Here is a 2635-nt window from a genome sequence, read left to right as displayed (position 1 = left end):
GGGGCCCGGTCACCGCCGCCCCGGCACCACTCCCCGCAGACACGCGAGACGCGAGAAGAGATTCACACCATGGCGAACATCTCCGCCGCGGACGTCAAGAAGCTCCGTGAGCTCACCGGCGCCGGCATGATGGACTGCAAGAAGGCTCTGGACGAGGCCGAGGGCAACGTCGAGAAGGCCGTCGAGCTGCTCCGCATCAAGGGTCAGAAGGGCGTTGCCAAGCGCGAGGGCCGCGACGCCTCCAACGGCGCCGTCGCCTCCCTGATCGCCGAGGACGGCAAGTCCGGCGTTCTGGTCGAGCTGAACTGCGAGACCGACTTCGTCGCCAAGGGTGGCAAGTTCGTCGAGGTCGCCAACGCGATCGCCGCCCACGTCGCCGCCACCTCCCCGGCCGACCTGGACGCCGCCCTGGCCTCCGAGATCAACGCCGGCCAGACCGTCCAGCAGTACGTGGACGAGGCCAACGCGTCGCTGGGCGAGAAGATCGTCTTCCGTCGCTTCGCCCAGTTCGACGGTGACGGCTTCGTCGCGGTCTACCAGCACAAGTCCGACCCGGACCTGCCGCCCACCATCGGCGTCCTGGTCGAGCTGGACAAGCCGAACGCCGAGGTCGCCAAGGACGTCGCGCAGCACATCGCCGCCTTCGCGCCGAAGTACCTCTCCCGCGAGGAGATCCCGGCCGAGGACCTCGAGAACGAGCGCCGCGTCGCCGAGGCCACCGCTCGCGAGGAGGGCAAGCCCGAGGCTGCCCTGCCGAAGATCGTCGAGGGTCGCGTCACCGGCTTCGTCAAGGAGAACTCCGTTCTCGAGCAGGCCTTCGCGAAGGACAACAAGAAGTCCGTCGCCAAGGTCCTCGAGGAGAACGGCGTCACCCTCAAGCGCTTCGCCCGCTTCCGCGTCGGCGCCTGAGACCCGTTCCGAGCGCTTCCCGCCTAAGGTAGGAACCGCCCGGCCGCCCACCACAGGTGCGGCCAGGAACGCGCCGAACTGGCTCGACCAGCGCCACGAAGTCAACGGGCGGGCCACGTCGGCACCATGAACGACGAGGAGGCCATTGCCGTGCAGGAGACCGTACCGGTTCCCGCGGCAGTGGCCTCCTCGCGTGTACGCGCAGGACGAGGGGCCCGGCAGCGCCCGCCGGTGGCCCCGCCTGCGGACCAGTAGGTGGAGAAGGAGAAGTCGATGACGGAGACGCAGGAGACCGGGCAGGACGGCGGCCGCCGCCGGGTACTGCTCAAGCTGTCCGGTGAGGCGTTCGCCGGTGGCGGAGGCCTCGGCGTCGACCCGGACGTCGTGCACAAGATCGCCCGCGAGATCGCCACGGTGGTCCGGGGCGGCACCGAGGTGGCGGTCGTGATCGGCGGCGGCAACTTCTTCCGGGGCGCCGAGCTCCAGGTCCGCGGCATGGACCGGGCCCGCTCCGACTACATGGGCATGCTCGGCACCGTGATGAACTGCCTGGCGCTCCAGGACTTCCTGATCAAGGAAGGCATCGAGACCCGGGTCCAGACCGCCATCACCATGGGCCAGGTCGCCGAGCCCTACCTCCCGCTGCGGGCCGTCCGGCACCTGGAGAAGGGCCGCGTGGTCATCTTCGGCGCGGGGATGGGCATGCCGTACTTCTCCACCGACACCACCGCCGTGCAGCGCGCCCTGGAGATCCACGCCGAGGTGCTGCTGATGGGCAAGAACGGCGTCGACGGCGTGTACGACGCCGACCCCCGCACCAACCCCGGGGCGGTCAAGTTCGACTCGCTCGACTACACCGAGGTCATCTCGCGCGACCTCAAGGTGGCTGACCTGACCGCCATCACGCTGTGCAAGGACAACGACCTGCCGATCCTGGTCTTCGAGCTGCTGGCGGAGGGCAATATCGCCCGCGCGGTGAAGAGTGAGAAGATCGGCACACTCATCAGCCAGGACTCCGCCCGGGCCTGAGCGGTCGGCAGCCGACAGTCCGTCAGCCGGCGGGCCGTCAGCCGACAGCCCGTCAGTCGGCGGGCCGTCACCTGAGCAGCAACCAGCCGTCCGGGGCACCTACCGGCACGGGACAACAGCAGATGTACGGGACAGGGAGCAGACAGTGACCGACGAGATCCTCTTCGAGGCCGAGGAGAAGATGGAGAAGGCCGTCCAGGTCGCCAAGGACGACTTCGCGGCCATCCGGACCGGCCGGGCGCACCCGGCGATGTTCGCCAAGATCTTCGCCGACTACTACGGCGCGCTGACGCCGATCAACCAGCTGGCCTCCTTCTCGGTGCCGGAGCCGCGGATGGCGGTCGTCTCGCCGTTCGACAAGACCGCGCTCAAGAGCATCGAGACCGCGATCCGTGACTCCGACCTGGGCGTGAACCCGTCCAACGACGGCTCGATCATCCGCGTGGTGCTGCCGGTCCTCACCGAGGAGCGCCGCCGCGAGTACATCAAGCAGGCCCGTGGCAAGGGCGAGGACGCCAAGGTCTCGATCCGTTCCATCCGCCGCAAGGCCAAGGACGGCATCGACAAGCTGGTGAAGGACGGCGAGATCGGCGAGGACGACGGCCGCCGCGCCGAGAAGGAGCTCGACGACGTCACCGCCCGCCACGTGGCGCAGATCGACGAGCTGCTGAAGCACAAGGAAGCCGAGCTGCTCGAG

At 68.8% G+C, this 2635-nt stretch carries 3 protein-coding genes; all 3 read left to right on the top strand.

Annotation, left to right across the window (positions count from 1 at the left end; genetic code table 11):
* Positions 1-69 precede the first annotated feature (69 nt).
* Positions 70-909, top strand: coding sequence for a translation elongation factor Ts (gene tsf / locus ACZ6ZR_RS38570; RefSeq protein ID WP_465650690.1), 840 nt, complete (start codon positions 70-72; stop codon positions 907-909).
* A 273-nt stretch (positions 910-1182) separates the two neighbouring features.
* A complete protein-coding gene (gene pyrH / locus ACZ6ZR_RS38565) occupies positions 1183-1938 on the top strand; it encodes a UMP kinase (RefSeq protein ID WP_465650688.1) in 756 nt (251 codons plus the stop codon).
* 181 nt (positions 1939-2119) lie between these two features.
* Positions 2120-2635 (top strand): ribosome recycling factor (gene frr, locus ACZ6ZR_RS38560; RefSeq protein WP_465650692.1); only part of this gene is annotated, 516 nt, incomplete at its 3' end.

The organism is Kitasatospora sp. NPDC088742, assembly GCF_055584905.1.
This window is presented reverse-complemented; position numbering and strand designations above follow the sequence as displayed.

Coding starts and splice junctions, on each gene's coding strand:
- tsf (WP_465650690.1), top strand. CDS start 70: ATGGCGAACATCTCCGCCGCGGACGTCAAGAAGCTCCGTGAGCTCACC.
- pyrH (WP_465650688.1), top strand. CDS start 1,183: ATGACGGAGACGCAGGAGACCGGGCAGGACGGCGGCCGCCGCCGGGTA.